This is a genomic window from Enteractinococcus helveticum (assembly GCF_001657475.1).
Lineage (GTDB): Bacteria > Actinomycetota > Actinomycetes > Actinomycetales > Micrococcaceae > Yaniella > Yaniella helvetica.
On the sequence record NZ_LXEY01000020.1, the window covers coordinates 209,658 to 231,867 of the forward strand.

The window sequence follows — 22,210 nt, forward strand, 5'->3', positions numbered from 1 at the left end:
CGGTTTCAGTAGCTAGGGGCTCTTAGCGTTGTGCACGACGGCGAGCAACCAGGAAGGTCCCGGTGCCTAGCAGCGCCAGGGCTGCCAGCACTGCGATACCAATCGAAGCCCCGGTTGAGGCCAGCGAGCCAGCTCAGGATCTTCACTTGGTTCCTGGGTCGGTTCGTCGCTTGGTTCCACCGAGGGTTCCTCAGTAGGGGTCTCAGCTGCATCGGTGCGGAGGAAGACGCTCAAACCATCGTCCTCGGTTACGGCCGCACCGAAGCTCGTGGTGGCGGTGACTGGCAGGCTATGGCTCTCTGCGCTCAAAGCATCCATAGCAACTGGCACACGGACAGTTGCGGTACCCACGCCGTCGCTGCGTACGGTATCGCTGAGCTCCAGGGAGTTCTCAACCTCGGCGGTGGCTGACTCATCGCCAACGGTCACTGTGACTTCGTCGGTAATGCCAGGGCCCTCGGAGAAGGACAGACCCCGCAGCTGGAGGTCAACGAATCCGTCGGTGACCAGACCATCTTCTGGGAGATTCACTGTCACCCCAATGGATTTCTTGATCGCACGAGTCTCGATGGTAGCTGTATTCTCGTCCAGATACGTGTTGGTTGGTGTCGCGATCTAGGTTGCCGTAAGTGGTGGTTTCGCTGCCTTCAGGGAAGCTGGAGAAGGAGTCGACTCCTTCGTGCCAGAACGGCACACCGTTATCAATGTGCCGGATCATGGTAACGACGACGTGGCAGGCGGGCCAATGCGACATGAAAATGTGGTCACTGGGCTTCGAAAGTGACAAGACTCACGTCTGTTTGTCGTGGAATGTCAAGGCCCCGGACGCAGTATGCGTCCGGGGCTTTGAAAAGTTCGAGCATTCGAAACTTAGTGTGTGCGCTGAATTTCGTCCTGTTCCAGGTTGGACAGCGAACGGTATTTGGTCTCCGGGCTCAGCGCCAAGAAGATCAGCGTGATGACTGATGCAGCGGCCAGGTAATAGCCGACATAGGACACATCGAAGTTCCCCATGAGCCAGGTGGCGATGAACGGGGTCAGTGCGGCACCAAGGATCGAGGAAACGTTATACGCGATACCGGAACCGGTGTAACGGGTTTCCGTTGGGAACAGTTCAGGCAGGATTGCTGACATTGGGCCGAAGGTCAGACCCATCAGGGCCATACCTACGATCATGAACAACACCATGCGCATGGTGTTGAGGCTGCCATCAGCATTGACGATGATGTCAGCATTGAGCCACCAGCCAAACAGCAAGCCGAAGGCGACCATTAGCGCGGTGATCACGAGCATGGTTGGCTTGCGTCCGAATTTGTCGGCCAAAATACCGGCTACTGGAACGAATGCGGCGAAGAACAGAATCGAGATGAGCTGGATGACCAAGAAATCATTGTAGGAAGTACCCAGACCGCCAGCATCGGGTGCACCGATGGCATAGGACAGGATCCAGGTGGTCATCAGGTAAAACAGCACGTAGGTCGCGTACATGATGAACGTACCCAGGATCAGCTGCCACCAGTTTTTGCGGAAAACATCTTTCAACGGCGCCTTGACGCGCTCGTCTTTTTGGATAGCGCGCTTGAAAACAGGGGTTTCTTCAAGTGAAACACGTACCCAGAGACCGATGGCTACCATGATGATCGACGCCAAGAACGGCACACGCCAGACCCAGTCAATAAAGACGTGGTTGTCGCCGTGCTCGGCAGAGTTGTATCCGAAAGCCAGCGTCAGGATCAGGAAGAAACCGTTGGCCAACAGGAAACCAAACGGAGCACCCAGTTGTGGCCACATGGCCGCGGTGGCTCGCTTGCCTGGTTTGGCGGTTTCGGTGACCAGCAGAGCTGCCCCGGACCATTCGCCACCGAGCCCAAGTCCCTGACAGAAGCGCATGATCGTCAGCATTGCTGGCGCCCATAAGCCGATCTGGTAGAACGTTGGCAGCAGACCAATGATGAAGGTTGCAATCCCCATGGTCAACAGCGCCCCGATAAGTGTGACCTTACGACCCAGACGGTCACCCATGTGACCGAAAATGATGGAGCCGAGCGGTCGAGCGACGAAGGCTGCACCAAAGGTGGCCATCGAGGCGAGCAGCGCGGTTTGCGCGTCACCACCTGGGAAGAAAATCAGCGGGAAGACCGATACCGCTGCGGTGGCGTAGATATAGAAATCGTAGAATTCGATGGTTGTGCCGACGACCGAGGCCAAGATGATTTTCCAGCGGGGAACGCCCAGCTCATCATCTTGCACACCATGCGAAGTCATTGCGGATTGCGTTGACATCAGGAATACCTTTGTTGTGAGTTCAAAAAGAATTCAGGTGGCGTCCAAAGACGCCACCTTGAAAAGCAGTTAATTATAGGTAGGGTGCGAGTTCGTTTACCAAACTCCTACCCCGTATTACCCTTCGATTGTGGCCAAAATCGCACCGGCATTGACCGTGGCGCCGGCTTCGGCGCTGAGCTCAGTGACCTTGCCAGCCTTGTGCGCGGTGATGGGTTGCTCCATTTTCATGGCCTCAAGTACCAGGATCAGATCTCCTTCAGAGACCTCATCGCCCACATCGACACCTAGTTTGACGATCGTGCCCTGCATCGGAGAAGTCACCGAGTCGCCCGACGCGGCCGAAGCACCGCTGCTCGCCGTGGCACTACGTCCAGGACGACGACGTTTTGGCTTGGCATCAACCGCAGCGATCCCCGCAAGTGAGTCTGGCAGGGTGACTTCAACGCGCTTGCCATTAACCTCAACGGTCACGACCCGACGATCAACGTCGTCCTCAGCATTCATGCCCGAAACAACCGATTGTGGTTGCAGCTCGTTGATGAAATCAGTCTCGATCCAGCGGGTGTGGACGGTGAAGGGACCCTCTGCCGGGATCTTTTGACCCGGCTGATCTAGCTCTGGCGCAAAGTTTGGATCTTGGATGACCGTGCGGTGGAACGGCAGCACTGTTGCAAGGCCAGCGATGCGCATTTCGTTGAGGGCACGTTGTGAGCGTTGCAAAGCTTCTTTGCGGTCTTTGCCGGTCACAATCAGTTTGGCGACCATCGAGTCAAACGCTCCCGAGATGGTTTCGCCTTCTTCAACTCCGGTGTCGATGCGGACACCAGGACCGCCAGGGAGACGCATTTTGGTGATGGTGCCGGGGGCGGGCATGAAGTTCTGGCCGGGATCTTCTGCAGTAATGCGGAACTCGAACGAGTGGCCTTCGACCTTTGGATGCTCATAGCCCAGGAGCTCTCCACGGGCGATGCGGAACTGTTCGCGAACCAGGTCGATGCCGGTGACTTCTTCAGACACTGTGTGTTCGACCTGTAGACGCGTGTTGACTTCCAAAAATGAGATTGTGCCATCTTGGCCGATCAAGAACTCGCAGGTACCGGCCCCAACGTAGCCGGCCTCTTGCAGCAACGCGACTGAGGCGTCATAGAGCTGCTGTTCTTGTGCTGCGGTCAAATATGGTGCGGGGGCTTCTTCAACAAGTTTCTGGTTTCGACGCTGTAGCGAACAGTCGCGAGTGGAGACGACGACAACGTTGCCATCTTGGTCTGCCAGGCACTGGGTTTCCAAGTGGCGCGGTGCATCGAGGAAGCGTTCGACAAAGCATTCGCCCCGGCCAAAAGCTAAGGTCGCTTCCCGGACGGCCGATTCATAAGCCTCCGGGATTTCGGCGCGTTGGCGGACGACTTTGATGCCGCGACCGCCACCGCCGTGAGCGGCTTTGATAGCTAGTGGGAGACCGAATTCATCGGCGAAGTCTACAACCTCTTGCGAGGATTCCACTGGATCAGCGGTACCGGGTGCCAGTGGTGCACCAACCTTTTGCGCGATGTGGCGGGCTGCGACCTTATCGCCCAGTGCGTGGATGGCCGCCGGGGGAGGCCCAATCCAGACCATTCCTGCATCAATGACCGCTTGGGCAAAGTCAGCGTTTTCTGCCATGAACCCATAACCGGGGTGAACTGCATCGGCGCCGGAGTCTTTGGCCGCTTTCAGCACCTTGTCCATGGCCAGGTAAGTGTCGGCTACGGTCTCACCGTTGAGTGAGAATGCGTGGTCTGCCAGGCGGACGTGCATCGCATCGCGGTCCGGGTTGGCATAAATCGCGACAGCTTCTAGTCCTTCGTCTTGTGCAGCGCGGATAATACGCACCGCTATTTCACCTCGATTAGCGATCAAAACCTTCGAAAAGGATCGGTAGACCATCGAGGATGACGCAGTGGTCATGGACATAGAAACTTAACTCCTTGGTTGGAACGCTCCGCAGAATAGGCGCACGATACGGTTAGCATATCGTTGCCATCTAAAGCAGCTTAGGACGAATCCGTGGAAACCATACAGAATGACGCACCGAGTCAGCTAAAAATGCGCACTTTCTTGTAGGAAACCTACAAAACTGTGGTCTACTTGGCTACCTGCCACAGTTTTGTGAGGGTAACGCCCATGCTTTCGAGCAACTCACGGATCGCTCGCAAGGACAGTCCCAACACGGCATTTGGGTCGCCTTCGACCCGATCGATCATGGTGGCACCATGGCCCTCGAGGGTGAAGCCACCTGCGACATAGAGGGGCTCACCGGTGGCTATGTAATCCTCGATCACCGCATCGCTGACCGTGGCAAATGACACGTTGGCGCTCACGGTTTCTTCGGCAACCTCGCGTTTTTGATGATCTTTAATCGCGATTACACAGTGACCACTGTGCAGGGTGCCGGTTTTGCCGCGCTGAGCTTGCCACCGGGCTCGAGCAACATCAGGCTGCAGTGGCTTCCCGTAGGGTTTGCCTTCGAATTCGAAGACCGAATCGGCCGCAATAATATAGGTGGGACGAGTGATCTGGTGTTCTGTCAGGAGCAGGTCTGCCACAGCGTGAGCTTTGGCAGTTGCCAGTGCTTGGGCTTGTTCTCGCGGTAGGGCAATGGTTGCTGCCAGTGCTTCCTCATCAATGTCGGCGGGACGTTGACGAAATGGCAGACCGGCGCGGCGCAAAATATCGGCTCGAGCGCTGGAAGCCGAGCCCAGAATGATTTCAATAGTCATCGTAGTGCTCTCTCTAGGGTGTCCAGGCCCATCGATCCCAACTGCAGGGCGCGGGTATGGAAAGTTTTCAGGTCAAACCCTGGTGCCTGTTCGTGTGCGGCACGAATCTGTTGCCAGATCCGCTTGCCAACGGCATAGCTTGGTGCCTGTCCTGGCCAGCCTAGATACCGAACAAACTCAAATGCTAAGACGCCGGGAGTTTCATTGAGATGGGCTTGTAAAAATGCAAAGCCGGTCTCGGGATCCCAGGTTTTGCCGCCCCATGATTGTGGTGACTTAAACCCACAGTGCACCCCGATGTCAAAAACCACTCGAGCAGCTCGCATTCGCTGGGCGTCTAGCATTCCCAAGTAGTCATCAGGGTCATCAAGATAGCCAAGTTCTTTCATAAGATCTTCGGCGTACAGCGCCCAGCCTTCGCCATGACCGGAGACCCATAACCAGTTGCGTCGCCACGAGTTGAGCTGGTCGGCATTGAGCATGGCGGTGGCGATCTGTAAGTGATGTCCCGGGACGCCTTCGTGAAAGACCGTAGTGGTCTGCTGCCAGGTCGTAAAGGAATCTTCGCCTTCTGGCACCGACCACCACATGCGTCCGGGACGTGAAAAGTCTTCGGACGGGCCTGTGTAATAGATCCCACCATCTTGGGTCGGAGCGATCATTGCTTCGACATAATCCATCGGAGCTGGGATGTGAAAATGTTGCTTCATGGCCTCAATGGTCGTATCCGAGAGGTCTTGCATCCATTCCCGCAGGGCTTCGGTACCGTGGAGCTGACGAGCCGGATCAGCAGAAAATACCTGGCGAGCCTCTGCAATGCTCAGCCCCGGTTGAAGGAGGTCGGCAATGCGTTGCTGCTCGTCAACAATACGGTCCAGCTCGGCAAGGCCCCATTCATAGGTTTCGGCCAGATCAACCTTGGAGCCTAAGAATTCCTGCGAGGCAAGGGCGTAGTAGTCCTGACCCACGGCATCATAGGATCGCGCCTGATCGTGCAAGTCTTCTTTGAGGTAGGTCGCAAAATCCGCATATGCGGCAGCAGCTTGCCGGGCGCCACGATCAAGGTCGGTGCGCAAGGTAGAGGACTGCTCGGATGCCGAAGCGACCAAGTCTGTGAAAAAGTTTTCCGCTGCTGCTTGGGCTTGGACAACACAGGCTTCAACCTGGCGTTGAGCCGGTGGCAGGCCGTCTTCGACTGCCTTGTTGAGGCGAGCTCGATAACCGCTCAGTGCCGTGTCGACCTTGGACAACCGAGCTGCGATATTGCTCCAGTCTTCAGGGGTTTCAGTGGGCATCAGATCGAACGTGGCCCGAATATCCTGCACCGGGGAGGCAATGTTATTGAGCGGAACTACTCCGGTCGCATATAGCTGGCGGTCCACCGTCAGCCGTTCTACCAGGGCGTCCTGGGTAACGTGGTCCTGGTTTGACTCCGGCACGAGCTTGTCCAGACGTCGGAGCACATCGGCTTGTAGTGCATCCAACGCTGCTGCGCCTTCGGGCGAGTAGTCCGATAGTTTATCTGCGTAACCAGCTAGCCCAATTTCGGAAGCAGCAACTGGATACAGGTCAGCTAGTTGCCGGGCGTAGTCCTCGGCCAGTGCATCAAGAGAAGTTTCAGGCATAGCTTCATCCTATGGGTCAGCACGGCCGGTTTGCCGGATCGCACGCGCAGAATCACCCTCACCATTCTAAAACTGCCCCGTGGCAAAGAGGACCTGACCTGTTAGGATGTTATCCAAGTCACATCGGCGTGAGGTGCTAGCCCCTAGCATTCGGATGTTCTGTAGGAGCTCATCATGACAACTGAGACCACCAAAACACCGCTAGTTCGAATGTCCGGAGTCAATAAGCATTTTGGCAGTTTCCAAGCGCTGTCGGATATCAACGTCGACATCCCCAAAGGCCAAGTCTGCATTGTTGTAGGCCCCTCAGGGTCGGGGAAATCCACGCTGTGTCGCACCATCAACCGACTTGAAACCATTGACGACGACGGCGGATACATCGAAATCGACGGTAAGCGACTCCCTGAAGAAGGCAAAGCCCTGGCTGCTCTGCGCGCCGACGTCGGCATGGTATTTCAATCATTCAACCTGTTCGCGCACAAAAGCGTTCTAGAAAATGTGACGCTTGGCCCGACCAAAGTCCGCGGGCTATCAAAAAAACAGGCCGAAAAAGAAGCCATGGAATACCTCGAACGTGTAGGTGTTGGCGAACAAGCTCGAAAACTGCCGGCACAACTCTCCGGCGGACAGCAACAACGTGTCGCGATCGCTCGGGCCCTTGCCATGAAACCCAAAGTCCTACTGTTTGACGAACCCACTTCGGCACTCGATCCAGAAATGGTCCAAGAAGTCTTGGACGTCATGGTCGATCTGGCCGCAGGCGGCATGACCATGGTCGTGGTGACCCACGAAATGGGCTTCGCACGCAAAGCCGGCGACCGACTGCTCTTTATGTCCGAGGGGGCCGTCATCGAAGACACCACACCGGAGAAATTCTTCAAAGACCCCGAAACCAGCCGAGCCAAAGACTTTCTCTCAAAAATCTTGACCGAATAATACTTCACGTCACTATTCATTACGCACTGAAAGGTACTCACCATGAAGACACCTTGGATGAAGATTGCAGCATTAGGAGCCGCCGGTGTGCTGGCACTGTCCGCTTGTTCTCCGGGCGCAACGGAGGATTCTGCTGAAGACGACGCCGCAGGCGGTGGCGGCGGTGACACCATCACCGTGGGCATCAAATATGATCAACCAGGCCTGGGATTCCGTGAAGGAAACAACCCGCCAACTGGCTTCGACGTTGATGTTGCCAAAGCCGTGCTTGCCGAGATGGGATACGAAGAGGACCAGATCGAATGGGTTGAATCACCCACACCACAGCGTGAAAACATGCTGGAAAACGGTCAGGTCGACATGATCTTTGCCACCTATTCAATAACCGATGAACGCGACGAGCGCGTCGATTTTGCCGGCCCATACTTCATGGCCGGCCAGGACATCCTCGTGAGCGTTGATGAAAATGACATCACAAGCCCAGAAGACCTCAACGGTCGGAACCTGTGTTCCGTCACCGGTTCCACGCCAGCTCAAAACGTACGCGACATGTACGCAGATGAAGTAGAACTGGTCGAACAAGACGGCTACAGCGAATGCTTGACCTTCTTACAGTCCGGGCAAGTTGATGCGGTCACTACCGATGACATCATCCTGGCTGGTCTTGCGGCCTCCGATGAGTATGCAGGCCAGTTTAAAGTCGTCGGTAACCCCTTTACTGAAGAACCATACGGCGTGGGACTTCCAGAAGGTGACGTTGAAACCTGTGAGCAAGTCAATGAAGCCATTCAGAAACTCCAAGACGACGGCACGATTGACGAACTGTTGGCCGCCAACACTGAAGGCGTCGACTATGAAGCCAACGCTGAGCTCAATGACAACATTGAGCTCGTGACCTGTGGCGAATAATTCAACGAGTTAGTCGTCACTTCCGTGCAGTGAGGATTCGGCACCCCGGGATTTTCTGACGGTGCCGAATCCTCATCAGCACTCCTCACTAGCTCACTCCAATAGGCAGGCGACTATGGAAGATATTCTCTTTCTTTTTGAGCAATATCCAATTTGGGAGGGGTTCTGGACCAACATTAGACTGGCATTTTGGTCCGCTCTCTTTGCCTTCACACTCGGTGTCATCCTCGCGCTGTTTCGGATCTCCCCGGTGCGCTCCATGAGCTGGCTCAGTGCAACTTTCATCAACCTGGTACGCAACGTCCCGCTGACGGTACTAGTCGTGATGGGCGTCCTGGTGTTCTGGGGCCAGCTGCATATCACGTTGCATCCCGACTTCGGTACGAACTTTTTCATGTTGGCAACGATCGCACTGTCGATCTACCATGCACCATTCTTTGCCGAAGCTATCCGTTCCGGGGTCAATACGGTCCCGCTTGGTCAAGCCGAAGCAGCACGTTCTATCGGCTTAGGATTCTTTGCCGCAGCTCGGCTGATCATCATTCCACAAGCCCTGCGAGGGGCGATCACCCCGATTGGCAATACTCTGATCGCCTTGATCAAAAACACGACGGTGGCTGCTGCAGCTTCTGTCATGGAAGCCTCAGGTGTGATGCGCACGATGATTGAATTCAACCCGAATATTATGGTTGCCATCTTCATGATCATTGCCATCGGATTCAGCCTGATTGTTATCCCAGTTGGTTTGCTCACCACCTGGTTATCAGAGAAATTGACGGTGACCCGATGAGTAACCAATACGTCCTCTTTGACGCACCAGGTCCGCGTTCTCGACGCATCATTACCGTATTAAACATCGTCGTTGCACTCATGATTATCGGCGTGTTGGCCTGGCTGTATTTCGCACTTGCAGCCCAAGGGCAGATGCAACCTCACCTATGGTGGAATGCAATTAACCTCAATGCCTGGACCAACTATCTGATCCCAGGGCTTACGTTTACCCTGCAGGCCGCCGCCATCGCCGTGGTGACCTCGGTCATTTTCGGGCTGTTTTTCGGCTTCCTACGATTAGCCCCGATCCGGATCCTGCGATGGATTTCTATGGTCATCGTGGAGTTCTTCCGGGCGGTACCGGTGCTAGTGCTGATGGTATTCCTGCACTTCTTTATTTCCCAGTACCTCTCGACTGTTATTGACCCCCGGAACTCGGCCTACTACGCGGTGATTATTGCTCTGACACTGTATAACGGAGCAGTTATTGCTGAACTTGTCCGATCTGGCGTCAGATCCCTGCCAGCAGGCCAACGTGAAGCAGCCTTGGCAGTTGGAATGACCACGACGAAATCCCTGCGTTTCGTCGAAGTACCACAAGCCCTAGTCGCGATGCTGCCATCATTGGTCTCACAATTCGTGATTATTCTGAAAGACTCTGCGCTGGGCTATATCATCGGTTTTGCGGAACTGTTGCGCTACTCGCGACAACTCGGAGCCGGCTACGGCAATATTATGCAGGCGCTGGTGGTCGCGGCCATCATCTTTATCATTATCAACTCAATCTTGGTCTGGCTGGCACAGATGCTGTCACGCAGACTCAGCTCGCGGACCTCTGGTCTCACCGAGGTTGGTATTCCCGGAGTTGCTCCAATTGCCGGAGACGCGGCCGAAGAAGAGTTCACAGAAACGCGAGCCCAAGCGATCATTCAACAAGACAAGCCAAAATAGCAAGGACGACAAGGCCTCATGTCCACACAAGCCAACTGCTTGGACATGAGGCCTTGTTCTCGAGGAGTTTTAGTAGCCCCGAGGTGGTGTGTGCCAACCGGAATCCGAATTCCACGTGGACATCACACGGTTCCGTGTTGAGTAATCGACGGGAGGTTCAGGTGGCGGTAATTCCACAAGCTGCGTGTTGATCACGGTCAGCAATGCTGCTGTTTCTTCTTCTGACAGCGCTGTGCCGTGGACTTTTATACCGGTTGATTCAGGTTGGGTCATAGTGGGATGTTTCCGTGTTTACGAGCAGGACGTGACTCACGCTTCGCTACCGTGGCGCGCAGCGCACGTACCACCTGGACGCGAGTTTCTGATGGAGCGATGACCGCATCAATGTAGCCTGAATCAGCAGCCTCATACGGATTAAGCAAAGCAGCTTCGTAGTCTTCAATGAGTTCGGTACGACGTGCTTCCACATCACCGCCGGCTTCCTCGACAGCGGCCAGGTCACGGCGGTACAAGATATTGACCGCGCCCTGGGCCCCCATGACACCGATCTGGGCTGTCGGCCACGCTAAGTTGAGATCAGCCCCGAGCTTCTTGGAACCCATCACGATATAGGCGCCACCGAAGGCTTTGCGAGTGATGACGGTAATTTTCGGGACTGTGGCTTCAGCATAGGCATAGATGAGCTTTGCCCCGCGGCGAATAATTCCCGAGTGCTCTTGATCCACCCCGGGGAGGAATCCAGGCACATCGACCAGCGTGACGATTGGGATGTTGAAAGCGTCGCAGAATCGCACAAAGCGGGCAGCTTTTTCAGAAGCTGCGATATCCAAGGTGCCAGCTAGCTGTGAAGGTTGATTGGCTACGATGCCCACGGTGCGACCTTCGATCCGGCCCAAGCCCACGATCACATTTGGGGCATAGCGTTCCTGGATTTGCAGTAGAGCGCCGTCATCAACGATTGTGGCGATGACCTGCAGCATGTCATAGGGCTGGTTTGCAGAGTCCGGGATGATGGTGTCTAATGCGAGGTCTTCGACATTGGTCTCCAGGTCCTGCTGGTAAGCCGAATCCTGGGTGACAAAGTTGTGTGCTGGCAGGTAATCCAACAGATCGGATACCCAGCTAAACGCATCTTGTTCATCGGTGGCCATATATGCGGCGGTACCGGAGGTTTCGTTATGCTGGCGTGCCCCGCCCAGGGTTTCCATATCGACTTCTTCACCGGTGACCGATTTGATAACATCCGGCCCGGTGATGAACATGTGCGAGGTCTGGTCAACCATGACCACAAAGTCGGTCAGGGCAGGGGAGTAGGCGGCGCCACCGGCTGCCGGGCCCATGATGATCGAAATCTGTGGGACGACACCCGAAGCCATAACGTTGTTGCGGAAGATATCGGCGAACATCGCTAGTGAGTCGACGCCTTCTTGAATGCGTGCCCCGCCGCCATCATTAATGGCAATGATCGGAAAGCCGTTGGTGGCAGCAAATTCTTGGGTCTTGACGATCTTTTCGCCGTTGACCTTCGACAGTGAGCCCCCAAAAACCGTAAAGTCTTGGGCATAGACGGCAACGTTGCGGCCGTCGATGGTCCCGTAGCCGGCGATGACACCGTCACCTTCTGGGTGGCGGGCGTCCATACCGAAGGCGGTGGTGCGGTGGGTGCGCAGCTGGTCAAACTCTACAAAGGATCCTTCATCAAGCAGCGCGTGGATGCGCTCTCGAGCGGTTTGTTTTCCCCTGGCATGTTGGCGGTCGACGGGTCCTTGTCCGGTTGGCAGCAGGGCTGCTTCGCGGCGGTGGAAAAAGTCTTCAAGTTTGCCAGCCGTAGTGGTGATATCCGGGGTGGTAACGCCCAGCTTCTCACCAGTCTTGTCGGGGTTGGTCAACGGTCCTCCAGGGTAGAGTATGGCCTGTATCCTGGATAATACTACCGGTTGTTTAAATGAAGGTTGTAGTACGTGGCCCAACAAGAACCTCGGCGCATTGCCCCGGGCGTGTATTGGATTGATCAGACCCCCTCAACGCAAGACCTTGCTACAGGCACAGAACATGTTCGCAAACACGGGGACGTGATCGCCACTGACAACCAGACCGCAGGCCGCGGTCGACTGGATCGCACCTGGGACACCCCGCCGGGTACTGCCGCAGCCATGTCCATTGTACTGCGACCAAATGTTGAGCCCCAGCTGATGAGCATGATGACCCTGGTGACCGCCGATGCGCTGGTGTCCTGGTTCCGTGAGCTGGATGTTCCAGCGGCAGTCAAATGGCCAAACGACGTCTTAGATGCTGACGGTCGAAAACTGTCTGGGATTCTTGCCCAGTGGCTACCTGAAACACATGCTGTCGTCGTCGGGATTGGCACCAACCTACGCTTTAGCGATGGATCTGGCCATGAAAAAGCTGGCGCCCTGGCAGACTACGGTGTTGAGATTTCAGCCCAAGACTTCGTAACAGAAGCTCGCCAGCGGCTGATCGATGCGGTGGAGCGCTTTATTGCCAAGCCCGATGTGAAACCACTGGAAGCAACCATGAGCACGATTGGTCAACGCGTCAAAGCGATCATGCCAGATGGTAAAAATGTTATCGGAACCGCCATGGGGCTGGGGCCGACCGGTAGCCTATTAATAGCAGGCGAAACGCTGCAAGAGATCTTTGCGGCAGATATTGTACATTTACGACCGGCGTGAAACGGTTAGACGAGACCAAGGAGAGGCATGCGATCACACTACGTGACCGGTGAACACCTACTGGTGCGTACCCGTGCGCATCCGTCGGTGTTAATTCGCCCTGCCTGGAAGTTTATTTTATGGGCCGGTGCCGCGGGGCTCCTGTCCGGGGTCATGGCCAGTTACGCGCTGCCAGATTTTTTGCGCACGGCAGCCCCTACATTGACCACCATCGGGCTTGGGATCATCGCCGTGGGAATCTTTTTAACCGTTGTTCGACCGGTGTGGCAATGGTTGGTGTCTCGATACGAAATCACTACGCACCGGGTGGCGCACAAACTGGGAGCTATCGCAGTTAAGCGTCACTGGGTGGCGTTACATTCCTTGGTGTCACTGACCATTTATCAGAAGCGACGCCAGCGGCGGCGTGGATCCGGGGACTTGCACTTGATGAACTCTCGAGGACAAACCTGGGTATTGCATGATGTCCCAGAGATTGCAGAATTTCAGACCCTGGTAGATGTGGAACGATTTGGTTCCCATGGCCGCTACAACAGCGGTTCGCTCAGTGAAAGTAGGGGCTTGTGAGCAACGACTCAGCCGGTGAAGAGACGACCGACCCAACACCAACCCGGCCGCTGGATATTGTGCAGCCGGACTCGACGACCGCCGCAGCATTAGGGGAAGCCGAACCATTTACGGAGAGTTGGACTCAAGCGATTAAAGTCCTTGATGAGGAACTCATTGGTGGACCACGGCTCCTAACTCCGCGCGACGTCGCCAAAGAACTCGGCGTCTCAGTGGTCTCGGCGCGTAAAATCTGGCGGGCTATGGGCTTTCCGAACATTCAAGCCACTGAAAAGGTCTTCACGAAACAAGACGTCGCCGCAATGGCCACGATAGTGGAACTGGTTCGTGAAGATGTCCTCAACGAAGAAACCGCGATCTCGATCGCTCGTTCGATTGGGCAGATGACCGACCGCATGGTGGTGTGGCAGATCGAAGCACTGGTCGAAGACAAGATGAGTGCTGAAGGTCTTAGCGACCCCGAGGCACGTCGCGAGGTTGTGCGCTTGCTTCCATCCGTGATCGAATCTTTAGAAGATGTCGTGACGTATTCCTATCGTCGTCAGTTGAACTCTGCCCTACAACGACTCACCGTCCGCGTCGAAGCCGGACTGGCGGCCTCGGAAGAAGGCCGCGATGGGACCGAAGACGACACGCCACTGCCGCTGGCCCGTGCCGTTGGTTTTGCCGACATGGTGTCCTATACAGCCCTGTCGCGCACCATGAGCGAGCGCACCCTGGCTCAAATGGTGCAGCGCTTCGAACAAACCTGTGCCGAAATCATCGCGGTTGGAGGCGGCCACCTGGTCAAAACTGTGGGCGACGAAGTATTGTTCAACGCCGAAACCCCCGAAGCCGGTGCCGACATTGCCCTGGCCTTGTCACAGGCACTCAGCGACGACCCGGTGCTACCATCGGCCCGGGTATCCGTGGTGTGGGGCCGAGTCCTGTCCCGACTGGGCGATATTTACGGGCCGACCGTCAACCTCGCCGCCCGGCTCACGGCCCTGGCAGATCCGGGGACGGTCTTAGTCGATCAACTCACGGCCAATGTGTTGGCTGACGATGAACGGTATATTTTAATTCCACAGCCACCGCAGTCAGTGAGGGGATTTGGACTTATCAATCCATCAATGCTCCTGCGTGGTGCCGGAGATGGGATTGAGGTTGACTGATGTATCGCTTTACAGCCGCAGGCGCCACGCACGTTGGATTCGTTCGAGATCTCAATGAAGACTCCTACCTCATCCGTGATGGTCTCTACCTGGTAGCTGATGGTATGGGTGGCCACGACGGCGGCGAACTCGCCTCCGCAGCGGTGGTTGATACCTTCACCAAGGCCTGGGACAACAACACCGAGCCGTGGGAATTATTCACCCTGCAGGAATGGCTCACCGAGGCCAACCGGAACGTGTATGACATTGCCTCGGGCCGTGCCGGCACGACCCTGACCCTGTTGACCAACGTGTTGCATCACGACAAAGAACAATTAGTCGTCGCCAATGTCGGCGACTCGCGAACCTACCGTTACCGTGCCAACGACGAAGCCTTTATCCAGCTGACTCAAGACCACTCAGCGGTGGCCGAAATGGTCCGACTTGGCCAACTCAGCGCCAAAGAAGCTCGCGAACACCCGGCCCGCAACGTCATCACCCGTGCCGTGGGCTCAGCGTTACGCCTGTTGGCTGACGTTGTACTCCTTGATGCCGAAGTCGGCGACCGATTCTTGTTATGCACCGATGGACTCACCGGCAAAGTTGAAGATCAAGAGATTGGATTAATCCTGGCATCGGCCGCCACGGTCAAAGATGCCGCCGATCAGCTGGTGGAACTGGCCCTAGAAACCGACGGGTCGGACAATGTCACAGTGATCGTCGCTGAAGTCCTTGAACACTGACAGTACAATGTCTGATGTGACTACTCCTGACCCTCAACTACTTGAGCACTACGAAAATCTCAAAGACCAAGTCCGCCATCACCGCCGCGCATATTATGTGAACGACGCACCAGAAATCTCAGACGCGGACTTTGATACCCTCTTTCGAGAATTAGAAGATCTTGAGGCGCTCCACCCCAATATTGTCACCGGTGACTCACCGACCCAAGAAGTCGGTGGCGACGCGGTTTTCTCACCGGTGGAACACCTCTCACAGATGTACTCACTGGAAGATGTCTTCTCCTTTGAAGAACTGGAAGCTTGGTTCGCACGAGTTGGTGCAGGCCTAGAACGTCTTGGTGCCGGCGACGACGTCGGCTGGCTGACGGAAGTCAAAATCGATGGCCTAGCCATCAACCTGGTCTATCGCAACGGCAGCTTGGTCCGCGCCGCGACCCGCGGAGATGGCAGGATCGGTGAAGACGTCACCCGCAACGTGCTGACGATCAAAGAAATCCCCACCAAACTTTCCGGGGACAATATTCCCGAAGAACTTGAAGTCCGCGGCGAAGTGTTCATGCCGGGGGAAGCCTTTGCCGAACTCAATGAAGCACGTGCCGAGGCCGGACTGGCACCCTTTGCCAACCCGCGCAACGCTGCCGCCGGATCACTGCGCCAGAAAGATCCGGCCGAAACCGCAAAACGTCGACTCGCCATGTTCGTTCACGGATTCGGCACCGTCACCGGGGCAACCATTACCTCCCAGCATGAAGCCTATGAAAAATTGGCCGAATGGGGACTACCGGTCTCGCCATACTCCAAACTCATTCGCGGGACCTCCGGCACAGTCGCCGAAAAAGTCATCGAATACATTAACCACTACGGCGAACACCGCCATGATCTGGTCCACCAGATTGACGGGATTGTGGTCAAAGTTGATCACATGACCTACCAGCGACAACTGGGCTTCACCTCGCGCACCCCGCGTTGGTCGGTTGCTTATAAGTACCCGCCCGAAGAAGTACACACCAAATTGCTCGATATCGCCGTCAACGTTGGACGCACCGGCCGCGTGACCCCGTATGCGATCATGCCACCGGTCTTCGTTGACGGCTCGACCGTCTCGATGGCCACCTTGCACAACCAGGACGTGGTCAAAGCCAAGAACGTGAAAATTGGCGATACCGTGGTGTTGCGCAAAGCCGGCGATATTATCCCAGAAATCGTCGGGCCGGTGCTGCCATTGCGTGGCGACGACGTCGTGGATTTCGTGATGCCAACCAACTGCCCATCGTGTGGCACCGTATTGCGTCCCATGAAAGAAGGCGACGTCGATCTGCGGTGCCCGAACGCCGAAAGCTGTCCGGCGCAACTGACCGGACGCATCGAGCACGCCGCCTCCCGTGGCGGATTCGATATCGAAGCGCTGGGTGAAGAGGCCGCCACCTGGTTGACCAACGGGCCGGGCCCAAATCCGGCAGATAATGCTGGACGTGTGGAACCCACCGGCCCCGGTGTCATTACCTCCGATGGCCAACTATTTGATTTGGCGACCAACGGGGATGAAGAACTCAAAGCCAAACTGGCCGAAGTCCAAGTCTGGCGCGAGAAACGTTCCAAGGGCCAGGCCACCGGGCAGTGGGAACTCGTACCATATTTCTATACCCGCACCACCGGCCAACCGACCGCCAACACGAAGCGGCTTTTCGACGAGTTAGAAAAGGCGAAATCCCAGCCACTGTGGCGTGTTCTGGTGGCCCTGTCCATCCGGCACGTTGGGCCAACCGCAGCCCGGGCCCTGGCCGCATCATTTGGCACGATGGATGCGCTGCGTGAAGCCGCCCAAGCAGAAGACTATGAACGCTTCACCTTTGTTGATGGTGTCGGGGAAGTCATCGCCAGTGCCGTCATGGAATTTTTCAATACCGACTGGCGAGTCGAGGTCATCCACGCCTGGGCCAAAGCCGGGGTCACCATGGCCGATGAAGTCACCGAAGACTCGACCCTACTAGAAGGTCTGACCATCGTGGTTACGGGAACGCTAGAGAGCTTCACCCGTGACTCGGCCAAGGAAGCCATCTTGACCCGAGGCGGCAAAGCAACCGGTTCGGTCTCGAAGAAAACGGACTACCTGGTCGCCGGGGACAATGCTGGATCGAAACTCGACCGCGCCGAGTCGCTGGGCGTGACAGTATTAGATGAGCAAGGATTTATAGAACTGCTAGCAGGAGAACGATGAAGGCATTTTTAGCGGTCGCCCGTGCCGCAGCAGAAGCCGGTGCAGCCCAGTTAGCCCAGCGCCCTGACACGCTCACACCATTGGGCATTGACGATCTGGGCGCCATGACCAAGTCATCGGGCTCGGATTGGGTGACCGATTTTGATCGCCGGGCCGAAGATGCTATCCGTTTCGTCTTACAGTCCTATCGTCCACACGATGAAATCTACGGCGAAGAATACGGTGCTACGACCGTGGCAGAAACCAGCGGGTACCGCTGGTCGATCGATCCGCTAGATGGCACCACTAATTTCATTCGCGGCCTGCCACACTATTGCTCATCGGTTGCGGTGCAATATCAGGGCCGGTGGGTTGCCGCAGCGATTGTCGCCCCGGCACTTGGCCGATCCTGGTGGGCTACTGCCGGTGGGGGAGCCTTTACCTCACAGACCGGTCGTCTGGAAGTCGGTCTGCCCACCGACCCAGCCGAACCGGTGCGACTGGGCGGTCCGGTGCTGGAACGTTCTGGCCGACTCTTGGCATCTGGTTTTGCCTACGACCCCGCACGTCGTGGATTCCAATACGAACAACTTCAGCGACTGCTCACCGCCGGGGAGTTTTCTGATATCCGTCGAGCCGGTTCCGCCGCGTTAGATTTGTGTATGGTCGCCGATGGCACGCTGGATGCCTACGCCGAGTACGGGCTACAAGAATACGACTGGGCGGCCGGGGCGCTGATTGCCCAAGAGGCCGGCGTGCCCGTACGTCGTCCTGCATGGCAAGTCTCCGACACCACTGCGGACTGGACTCTTGCCGGTACGTTGGGCATTGCCCACCATGAGCTTGACGTCGACCCCAATCACCCGGTGGGTCGCACCCAGCTCACCGGCAGCGTAGAAACGGCCGATGGTGCCGGATGGATCGCCGAACAGTCCCAGCGATTCCCACGTTCGGGTGATGGGCTGGTCATCGCAGACTTCCATGTGGATTTCACCGCCAACGAGACAAACGTCACCGTCACGGCAACCGGACCGCTCGACCGTGTCGAGAGCCTAAAGCAACAGTTGGAGACCGTTCGTTGGTAACCATCCGCCCTGCAACACCCGACGATTATCCGGCCATTGGCGAACTGACCACGGCAGCATATGTGACCGCCGGTCACGTGGCGCCCGACGATGAATATGCACAAATCCTCGTGGACATGGCGGCCCGCCAGCACGAACTGTATGTTGCTGACGTCGACGGTCAAGTCGCCGGAGCAGTCAATATTGTGACACCGGGGTCAGAGCACTCTCAGGTGGCCTACGATAACGAAGGTGAATTCCGCATGCTGGCCGTAGCACCCCAATACCAGGGTCGCGGCATCGGGCGTGCCCTGGTGCAATTCGTTTTAGATCAGGCACAAGCCCAAGGACTACACCAAGTGGCGATCACGACCATGACAACAATGACCTCGGCCCAAGCCATGTACGAGGCCATGGGATTTCATCGGGCACCGGAACGCGACTGGAACCTGTACACCGCCGGTTATACGGATGACCCAGAAGGACATGAAACATTTATGGTGTACATCTACCCGTTAAACTCAACAACTTCGAGTAAAGGAGATTCATGGTTGACAACATAGCAGCGACCGCGCACATAGCCCTGACGGAGGAAGAGCGCGCACAACTGGCGGCAGAATTTGATCCGATCATCGAATCGCTGGAGGTTACCACTGATGATCAGCTTGCCGAAACCGTCAATCCGCTGCCCGTCAACAACGTGCTCCGCGCCGACGTGGTCGCCAACGAATTGACCAACGAACAAGCACTATCCGGTGCTCCCCAAGCACAAGACGGACAATTCATGGTCCCTGCGATCCTGGACGGAGAATAATGAGTCTCACACAGCTAACCGCCACCCAGATGGCGGAACAACTCCGCGCCGGTGAAACCACCGCCGTCGAGCTCGTCACCGCTCACCTCGATGCCGCCTCCGATGCCTTTGTACACGTCAACCGCGAGGACGCGCTGACGGTTGCTGCCGACGTCGATGCCGGCAAATACAACCACCCGCTTGCCGGTGTGCCCGTGGTTCTGTCGGACGTGATCGTCACCACCGACATGCCAACTACTGCAGGCTCGGCCTACCTGGAAGGCTGGGTTTCCCCGTACGAAGCCACCGTAGTAACTCGCTTGCGTGAAGCCGGACTGCCAATTTTGGGCAAGACCAGGATCGCTGAATTCGGCATGGGCAACGACTCCGGTGCCCATCAAGCCGTGGCCAACCACCAAGCCCCCTTTGCCGTGGTGTCTGACACCGCAGGTACAGCACGCCACAGCGCCGCTGAGACCGGTATTGTTGCGGTCAAACCAACCTACGGTGCCATTTCTCGCTTTGGTCTTGTAGCCGCGGTGTCCTCGATGGATACCGTGACCCCAATTGCACGCAACACCGCAGATGCCAAAGCGCTACATGAAGTGTTAGTCGGCGCCGACGAGTTGGACCCCACCAGCCTGCAGCGCGAATGGGATTTTGGAACCAACGCTGGCGTAGACGGTGTGACCATTGGCATCACCGGCACCCAGCCAGACAACGTCTCAGATGATGCCTGGAGCGCCTACCAGGCCGGAGTTCGTGCGCTACAAGACGCCGGAGTTACGACCACCGAAGTCACCTTGGAATCCCTGGCCCAGGCTCGCCAGGCCGCCCACATCATTGGGGCAGCAGAATTCTCGGCCAACCTGGCCAAATTCGACGGGATCCGTTTCGGTAACCGCGTGACCCCCGCCAACGCTACCGTCCAAGACGTCATCACCGCCTCGCGCGGTGCAGGCTTTGGCTATGCCACCAAACGACGGGTCATATTGGGCACCCAGATGCTGTCCACCGGCACGATCGAATCGCACTTCCGCCCTGCCCAACGTGTTCGCACCGCGATCATCAACGAGCACAATCACGCTTTCAACACTGTTGACGCGCTGGCCGTACCAGCCGCAACGATCCAGGGCGAAGAATACGAATCGACCACCGCAGGTGTTGGCGCATCCCTGGCCGGTTTGCCAGCCGCCAGTGTGGCCGGCGTGCACATCTCGGCACCACCTTACGCAGACGAACTGGTGTATCGCATTAGCGCCGTCGTCGAAAAGATCACGGCAGGAGCAGCATCATGAAACAAGCCTTGCAAACGTATGAAGTCGTTCTCGGATTCGAAGTCCACGTTGAGCTGAATACCCAGACCAAAATGTTCTCGACCGCAACCAACGCGTTCGGAGACCAGCCCAACTCGAATGTCACCGCCGGCGACCTCGGCCTGCCCGGCACCCTGCCAACCATCAACGCCGCCGGTATTGACTACGGGATCAAACTCGGCCTGGCCCTGAACTGCACGATCGCACCGGAATCCCGGTTTACTCGCAAACAGTACTTCTACCCGGACCTGGGCAAAAACTACCAGACCTCCCAAGAAGAACCCGCCATCGCCTATGACGGTTGGGTCGATGTTGAACTCGACGACGGCGAAATCTTCCGCGTCGAAATCGAACGCGCCCATATCGAAGAAGACGCCGGCAAACTGACCCACATCGGTGGGGCGACCGGTCGCATTCACGACTCCTCGTCGTCGCTGGTCGACTACAACCGTGCCGGTGTCCCGCTGGTTGAGATCGTGTCCAAACCCATTACCGGTGCCGGCGAACGCGCACCAGAATTGGCACGCGCCTACCTGGCCACCATTCGCGACATCGTCAAAGCCCTGGGGGTTTCCGATGCCCGCATGGAACGCGGCAACATTCGTTGTGACGCCAACGTGTCCCTCATGCCGATCGGCGCCACCCAGTTCGGTACCCGCAGTGAGACCAAAAACGTAAACTCGACCCGCGCGGTCGCCGCAGCCGTGGAATCCGAGATCATCCGCCAAGCCAAAGTGCTCAACGGCGGTGGCACCATCGTCCAAGAAACCCGACACTGGGACGAAGAGACCCGTTCAACCCGTTCGGGCCGCCCAAAATCAGATGCCGATGACTACCGCTACTTCCCGGATCCTGATCTGGGTCCGATCGTGACCAATGAGGCTTGGATTGAACGCTTGCGCACCGATCTGCCCGAAAACCCGGTCCAACGTCGCCGCCGTTTGCGCGAAGAATGGCAGTTTTCCGACACCGAATTCCGTGATGTGGTTGCCGCCGGTGTGCTTGACGAGATCGAACAGACCATTACCGCCGGTGCCACCGCCGAGGCGGCCCGCAAATGGTGGATGGGCGAAATCGCACGCATCGCCAATGAACGCGGGGTATCCCCAGAAGCCCTAGGCGTTACCCCGGCTGATGTGGTGGCGATCGAAAAACTCATCGCTGACAAGACGATCAACGACAAGATCGCCCGCCAAGTCGTGGGCCACATTGCCGACGGCGAAGGTCGCCCAGCAGAAATTGTCGCCGCCCGGTCCCTGGCAGTGGTCTCCGACGACGGGGCACTGACCACAGCCGTGGAAGAAGCCATGGCCGCCAACCCGGATGTCGTGGACCGCATCAAGGGCGGCCACATGCAGGCCGTAGGTGCGCTGATCGGCCCGGTCATGAAAGCCACTAAAGGCCAGGCCGACGCCGGCCGCGTTCGTGAGATCATCCTCGAAAAGATCGGCTAGAACAACGTGCTCAACA

General features: G+C 56.9%; 22 protein-coding genes. 14 read left to right on the top strand and 8 right to left on the bottom strand.

Features of this window, described 5'->3' with window-relative positions; all coding sequences use genetic code 11:
- Positions 1–22: 22 nt before the first annotated feature.
- The 6 genes from A6F49_RS18880 to A6F49_RS10240 form a co-directional block, all read right to left on the bottom strand.
- Positions 23–91, bottom strand: a complete 69-nt coding sequence (locus tag A6F49_RS18880; protein WP_407643838.1) for a hypothetical protein — start codon at positions 89–91, stop codon at positions 23–25.
- The gene (locus A6F49_RS18475) at positions 67–537 is read right to left on the bottom strand and encodes a hypothetical protein (protein WP_043056801.1); all 471 of its coding nucleotides are present in this window, start codon (positions 535–537) and stop codon (positions 67–69) included. Before A6F49_RS18475 ends, A6F49_RS18880 begins: the two co-directional genes overlap by 25 nt.
- Positions 538–870: 333 nt before the next feature.
- On the bottom strand, positions 871–2,283 hold the full coding sequence (locus tag A6F49_RS10225; RefSeq protein WP_043056802.1) for an MFS transporter: 1,413 nt from the start codon (positions 2,281–2,283) through the stop codon (positions 871–873).
- A 117-nt stretch (positions 2,284–2,400) separates the two neighbouring features.
- The gene (locus A6F49_RS10230) at positions 2,401–4,230 is read right to left on the bottom strand and encodes an acetyl/propionyl/methylcrotonyl-CoA carboxylase subunit alpha (RefSeq protein ID WP_043056856.1); all 1,830 of its coding nucleotides are present in this window, start codon (positions 4,228–4,230) and stop codon (positions 2,401–2,403) included.
- Between the two features lie 176 nt (positions 4,231–4,406).
- Complete coding sequence (locus tag A6F49_RS10235) at positions 4,407–5,042, bottom strand: Maf family protein (protein ID WP_043056803.1); 636 nt, start codon at positions 5,040–5,042, stop codon at positions 4,407–4,409.
- Entirely contained in the window at positions 5,039–6,667 is a 1,629-nt protein-coding gene (locus tag A6F49_RS10240) for a DUF885 domain-containing protein (RefSeq protein WP_043056804.1), read from the bottom strand. The genes A6F49_RS10235 and A6F49_RS10240 overlap by 4 nt, the downstream gene beginning before the upstream one ends.
- Positions 6,668–6,841: 174 nt before the next feature.
- On the opposite strand from A6F49_RS10240, the gene A6F49_RS10245 reads away from it, so the two are divergent.
- The 4 genes from A6F49_RS10245 (at position 6,842) to A6F49_RS10260 (ending at position 10,234) form a co-directional block, all read left to right on the top strand.
- Positions 6,842–7,603 (top strand): amino acid ABC transporter ATP-binding protein, encoded by a 762-nt coding sequence (locus A6F49_RS10245; RefSeq protein ID WP_043056805.1) that lies wholly within the window; start codon positions 6,842–6,844, stop codon positions 7,601–7,603.
- Between the two features lie 42 nt (positions 7,604–7,645).
- Entirely contained in the window at positions 7,646–8,512 is an 867-nt protein-coding gene (locus A6F49_RS10250; RefSeq protein WP_043056806.1) for a glutamate ABC transporter substrate-binding protein, read from the top strand.
- A gap of 115 nt (positions 8,513–8,627) precedes the next feature.
- Complete coding sequence (locus tag A6F49_RS10255) at positions 8,628–9,302, top strand: amino acid ABC transporter permease (protein ID WP_043056807.1); 675 nt, start codon at positions 8,628–8,630, stop codon at positions 9,300–9,302.
- Complete coding sequence (locus tag A6F49_RS10260; protein ID WP_043056808.1) at positions 9,299–10,234, top strand: amino acid ABC transporter permease; 936 nt, start codon at positions 9,299–9,301, stop codon at positions 10,232–10,234. Before A6F49_RS10255 ends, A6F49_RS10260 begins: the two co-directional genes overlap by 4 nt.
- 69 nt (positions 10,235–10,303) lie before the next feature.
- On the opposite strand, the gene A6F49_RS10265 is transcribed toward A6F49_RS10260, so the two are convergent.
- Positions 10,304–10,507 (bottom strand): hypothetical protein, encoded by a 204-nt coding sequence (locus tag A6F49_RS10265; RefSeq protein ID WP_043056809.1) that lies wholly within the window; start codon positions 10,505–10,507, stop codon positions 10,304–10,306.
- The gene (locus tag A6F49_RS10270) at positions 10,504–12,123 is read right to left on the bottom strand and encodes an acyl-CoA carboxylase subunit beta (RefSeq protein ID WP_235604963.1); all 1,620 of its coding nucleotides are present in this window, start codon (positions 12,121–12,123) and stop codon (positions 10,504–10,506) included. Before A6F49_RS10270 ends, A6F49_RS10265 begins: the two co-directional genes overlap by 4 nt.
- A 72-nt stretch (positions 12,124–12,195) precedes the next feature.
- Between A6F49_RS10270 and A6F49_RS10275 the strand changes: the two genes are divergently transcribed.
- The 10 genes from A6F49_RS10275 to gatB are packed head-to-tail and all read left to right on the top strand — an operon-like array spanning position 12,196 to position 22,194.
- Positions 12,196–12,927 (top strand): biotin--[acetyl-CoA-carboxylase] ligase, encoded by a 732-nt coding sequence (locus A6F49_RS10275; protein WP_043056810.1) that lies wholly within the window; start codon positions 12,196–12,198, stop codon positions 12,925–12,927.
- 27 nt (positions 12,928–12,954) lie between these two features.
- Positions 12,955–13,494 (top strand): PH domain-containing protein, encoded by a 540-nt coding sequence (locus tag A6F49_RS10280; protein WP_043056811.1) that lies wholly within the window; start codon positions 12,955–12,957, stop codon positions 13,492–13,494.
- Positions 13,491–14,648, top strand: a complete 1,158-nt coding sequence (locus A6F49_RS10285; RefSeq protein WP_082911725.1) for an adenylate/guanylate cyclase domain-containing protein — start codon at positions 13,491–13,493, stop codon at positions 14,646–14,648. Before A6F49_RS10280 ends, A6F49_RS10285 begins: the two co-directional genes overlap by 4 nt.
- Positions 14,648–15,370 (top strand): PP2C family protein-serine/threonine phosphatase, encoded by a 723-nt coding sequence (locus A6F49_RS10290; protein ID WP_043056812.1) that lies wholly within the window; start codon positions 14,648–14,650, stop codon positions 15,368–15,370. Before A6F49_RS10285 ends, A6F49_RS10290 begins: the two co-directional genes overlap by 1 nt.
- Positions 15,371–15,377: 7 nt before the next feature.
- A complete protein-coding gene (ligA, locus tag A6F49_RS10295) occupies positions 15,378–17,588 on the top strand; it encodes an NAD-dependent DNA ligase LigA (protein ID WP_067605750.1) in 2,211 nt (736 codons plus the stop codon).
- Positions 17,585–18,652 carry an inositol monophosphatase family protein gene (locus A6F49_RS10300; protein ID WP_067605753.1) on the top strand — a complete coding sequence of 356 codons (1,068 nt, stop codon included), beginning with the start codon at positions 17,585–17,587 and terminating at the stop codon, positions 18,650–18,652. Before ligA ends, A6F49_RS10300 begins: the two co-directional genes overlap by 4 nt.
- Positions 18,646–19,194, top strand: coding sequence for a GNAT family N-acetyltransferase (locus A6F49_RS10305; RefSeq protein WP_043056814.1), 549 nt, complete (start codon positions 18,646–18,648; stop codon positions 19,192–19,194). The genes A6F49_RS10300 and A6F49_RS10305 overlap by 7 nt, the downstream gene beginning before the upstream one ends.
- A complete protein-coding gene (gatC, locus tag A6F49_RS10310; RefSeq protein WP_043056815.1) occupies positions 19,179–19,445 on the top strand; it encodes an Asp-tRNA(Asn)/Glu-tRNA(Gln) amidotransferase subunit GatC in 267 nt (88 codons plus the stop codon). The genes A6F49_RS10305 and gatC overlap by 16 nt, the downstream gene beginning before the upstream one ends.
- On the top strand, positions 19,445–20,722 hold the full coding sequence (locus tag A6F49_RS10315; RefSeq protein WP_043056816.1) for an amidase: 1,278 nt from the start codon (positions 19,445–19,447) through the stop codon (positions 20,720–20,722). Before gatC ends, A6F49_RS10315 begins: the two co-directional genes overlap by 1 nt.
- Positions 20,719–22,194, top strand: coding sequence for an Asp-tRNA(Asn)/Glu-tRNA(Gln) amidotransferase subunit GatB (gene gatB, locus A6F49_RS10320; protein ID WP_043056817.1), 1,476 nt, complete (start codon positions 20,719–20,721; stop codon positions 22,192–22,194). Before A6F49_RS10315 ends, gatB begins: the two co-directional genes overlap by 4 nt.
- Positions 22,195–22,210: the final 16 nt, after the last annotated feature.

What these genes read in the sequence shown, in the direction of transcription:
- A6F49_RS10225 (WP_043056802.1), bottom strand. Translation starts at nt 2,283, where the DNA reads ATGTCAACGCAATCCGCAATGACTTCGCATGGTGTGCAAGATGATGAG.
- A6F49_RS10230 (WP_043056856.1), bottom strand. Translation starts at nt 4,230, where the DNA reads ATGACCACTGCGTCATCCTCGATGGTCTACCGATCCTTTTCGAAGGTT.
- A6F49_RS10235 (WP_043056803.1), bottom strand. Translation starts at nt 5,042, where the DNA reads ATGACTATTGAAATCATTCTGGGCTCGGCTTCCAGCGCTCGAGCCGAT.
- A6F49_RS10240 (WP_043056804.1), bottom strand. Translation starts at nt 6,667, where the DNA reads ATGCCTGAAACTTCTCTTGATGCACTGGCCGAGGACTACGCCCGGCAA.
- A6F49_RS10245 (WP_043056805.1), top strand. Translation starts at nt 6,842, where the DNA reads ATGACAACTGAGACCACCAAAACACCGCTAGTTCGAATGTCCGGAGTC.
- A6F49_RS10250 (WP_043056806.1), top strand. Translation starts at nt 7,646, where the DNA reads ATGAAGACACCTTGGATGAAGATTGCAGCATTAGGAGCCGCCGGTGTG.
- A6F49_RS10255 (WP_043056807.1), top strand. Translation starts at nt 8,628, where the DNA reads ATGGAAGATATTCTCTTTCTTTTTGAGCAATATCCAATTTGGGAGGGG.
- A6F49_RS10260 (WP_043056808.1), top strand. Translation starts at nt 9,299, where the DNA reads ATGAGTAACCAATACGTCCTCTTTGACGCACCAGGTCCGCGTTCTCGA.
- A6F49_RS10265 (WP_043056809.1), bottom strand. Translation starts at nt 10,507, where the DNA reads ATGACCCAACCTGAATCAACCGGTATAAAAGTCCACGGCACAGCGCTG.
- A6F49_RS10280 (WP_043056811.1), top strand. Translation starts at nt 12,955, where the DNA reads ATGCGATCACACTACGTGACCGGTGAACACCTACTGGTGCGTACCCGT.
- A6F49_RS10290 (WP_043056812.1), top strand. Translation starts at nt 14,648, where the DNA reads ATGTATCGCTTTACAGCCGCAGGCGCCACGCACGTTGGATTCGTTCGA.
- ligA (WP_067605750.1), top strand. Translation starts at nt 15,378, where the DNA reads ATGTCTGATGTGACTACTCCTGACCCTCAACTACTTGAGCACTACGAA.
- A6F49_RS10300 (WP_067605753.1), top strand. Translation starts at nt 17,585, where the DNA reads ATGAAGGCATTTTTAGCGGTCGCCCGTGCCGCAGCAGAAGCCGGTGCA.
- gatC (WP_043056815.1), top strand. Translation starts at nt 19,179, where the DNA reads ATGGTTGACAACATAGCAGCGACCGCGCACATAGCCCTGACGGAGGAA.
- A6F49_RS10315 (WP_043056816.1), top strand. Translation starts at nt 19,445, where the DNA reads ATGAGTCTCACACAGCTAACCGCCACCCAGATGGCGGAACAACTCCGC.
- gatB (WP_043056817.1), top strand. Translation starts at nt 20,719, where the DNA reads ATGAAACAAGCCTTGCAAACGTATGAAGTCGTTCTCGGATTCGAAGTC.